This is a genomic window from Roseateles sp., assembly GCF_031397715.1.
Taxonomy (GTDB): domain Bacteria; phylum Pseudomonadota; class Gammaproteobacteria; order Burkholderiales; family Burkholderiaceae_C; genus Paucibacter_A.
Genome location: NZ_JANNMI010000109.1, coordinates 1 through 1,982 on the forward strand (window position 1 = coordinate 1; position 1,982 = coordinate 1,982).

Below are 1,982 nucleotides of genomic sequence, written 5' to 3' on the forward strand. Positions count from 1 at the left end.
GCACCCGGGCGAGGTGGTGGAGGAAAAGATCTCGCTGTCCGAACGCTTCGGTTTGTGGGTGAGCTTCTACCCGTTCAGCCAGGAGGAGTACCTGGCGATCGTCGCGCAGTGGTTGCGCGGGCTGGGTGTGGATGATGCTGCGATCACCGCGGCGCGGGCCGAATCACTGGTGTGGGCGTTGGAGCGGGGTTCACGCTCGGGGCGCGTGGCGTTCCAGTTCGCGAAGGACTACGCGGGAAGGCATCACGCGTGACGTCGCTTGAAGAGCGTGTCCCGGTGGACGTGGCGGTGGGGGTGTTGATCGACCCACAAGGCCGCTTCCTGCTCACCTCCCGCCCCGTCGGCAAGGTCTACGCCGGCTACTGGGAATTCCCGGGCGGCAAGCTCGAAGCCGGCGAGTCGGTCGAAGCCGCGCTGCGCCGCGAGTTGATCGAAGAAATCGGCATCCACATCGGCGTGGTGCAGCCCTGGAAGATCGAGCTGATGGACTACGAACACGCCCGCGTGCGCCTGCATTTCTGCAAGGTGTTCGAATGGAGCGGCGAGTTCGAGATGCGTGAGCAGCAGAGCATGGCTTGGCAGAGCCTGCCGGTGCAGATGCAGCCGGTCTTGCCGGGCACGATTCCGGTGCTGGCCTGGTTTGCGGCGGAGCGGGATTTTGACGGCGCGACCCATTCGGTCTGACGGCGCCACTACACTGACTCCCATGAACTGGTTGGATCAAATCAAATGGGACGCTGACGGCCTGGTGCCGGTGATCGCGCAGGAGCGCAGCAGTGGCGATGTCGTCATGTTCGCCTGGATGAACCGCGAGGCCTTGGCGCGCACCGAAGCGCTGGGCGAAGCGGTTTACTGGAGCCGCTCCAGGGCCAGGCTCTGGCACAAGGGCGAAGCATCCGGCCACACCCAGACGGTGCATGAGATGCGGCTGGACTGCGATAACGATGTGGTGCTGCTGAAGATCACCCAGAATGGTCATGAGCCCGATCAACCCGGTATTGCCTGCCATACCGGCCGCCATTCCTGCTTCTACCAGCGCCTGCAGCAAGCTGACAGCGTTGAATGGCAGGCGGTGGAGCCGGTGTTGAAGAACCCCGAGCAGATTTACAAATGAGCAGTCATGAAGGCCTGAACGGCGACAGCACCCTGGCCCGCATCGCGGCCGTGATCGAGTCACGCAAGCCCGGCAATGGCGGCGACCCGGCCACCAGTTATGTGGCCAAGCTGTTCGACAAGGGGCTGGACTCGATTCTGAAGAAGGTCGGCGAGGAGGCCACCGAGACGGTGATGGCCGCCAAGGACGGCGACAAGCAGAAAGTCATTTACGAGGTGGCCGATTTGTGGTTTCACTCCATCATTGCGCTGAGCCATTTCGGCTTGAAGCCCGAGCAGGTCTTGGCCGAGCTGGCGCGCCGCGAGGGTTTGTCCGGCCTGCAGGAATTTGCCCAGCGTGGTCGGACCAAAGAGGAAGAGCCGAATGACTGATTGCCTGTTTTGCAAAATCATTGCCGGTCAAATCCCTAGCCGCAAAGCCTATGAGGACGAGCAGGTGCTGGCCTTTCACGACATCAACCCCTGGGCGCCGGTGCATCTGCTGATCGTGCCTAAGCAGCACATCGCGATGATGAGTGATGTAGGGCCCGAGCATGCGCAGCTGCTGGGTCATATGTCGGTGCTGGCGCCCAAGCTGATGCGGGAGCTGGGCGTGACGAACGGTTTTCGCTCCGTCATCAACACCGGCCCGGACGGCGGCCAGGAGGTCTATCACCTGCATATGCATGTGATGGGCGGGCTGCGTCCCTGGCTGAAGGGTTGATTTCGGGTTGATCCATGACAGTGTCATGTGTCGGGCCCGAGCGAACTGTCACGTGGCCCAACTACAATGCAGGGATTGCTTGTAGGAGATAAACAATGGGCTCGTTGAGTATTTGGCACTGGCTGATCGTGCTGGTGATTGTTGTGCTGGTGTTTGGCACCAAGAA

6 protein-coding genes are annotated in these 1,982 nt (G+C 61.7%); all 6 read left to right on the forward strand.

Features of this window, described 5'->3' with window-relative positions; translation table 11 throughout:
- Positions 1–253: DUF815 domain-containing protein (locus RMO57_RS04800; RefSeq protein ID WP_310384736.1), on the forward strand; the 253-nt coding region annotated here is incomplete at its 5' end.
- Positions 250–684: an NUDIX domain-containing protein gene (locus RMO57_RS04805; protein WP_310384738.1), complete on the forward strand. Its 435-nt coding sequence runs from the start codon at positions 250–252 to the stop codon at positions 682–684. The genes RMO57_RS04800 and RMO57_RS04805, both read left to right, overlap by 4 nt.
- Positions 685–697: 13 nt before the next feature.
- A complete protein-coding gene (gene hisI / locus RMO57_RS04810) occupies positions 698–1,114 on the forward strand; it encodes a phosphoribosyl-AMP cyclohydrolase (RefSeq protein ID WP_310384744.1) in 417 nt (138 codons plus the stop codon).
- A complete protein-coding gene (locus tag RMO57_RS04815; protein ID WP_310384740.1) occupies positions 1,111–1,485 on the forward strand; it encodes a phosphoribosyl-ATP diphosphatase in 375 nt (124 codons plus the stop codon). Before hisI ends, RMO57_RS04815 begins: the two co-directional genes overlap by 4 nt.
- Positions 1,478–1,816 (forward strand): histidine triad nucleotide-binding protein, encoded by a 339-nt coding sequence (locus RMO57_RS04820; protein WP_310384741.1) that lies wholly within the window; start codon positions 1,478–1,480, stop codon positions 1,814–1,816. The genes RMO57_RS04815 and RMO57_RS04820 overlap by 8 nt, the downstream gene beginning before the upstream one ends.
- Before the next feature lie 95 nt (positions 1,817–1,911).
- On the forward strand, positions 1,912–1,982 hold a 71-nt coding region (locus tag RMO57_RS04825), incomplete at its 3' end, for a twin-arginine translocase TatA/TatE family subunit (protein WP_310384746.1).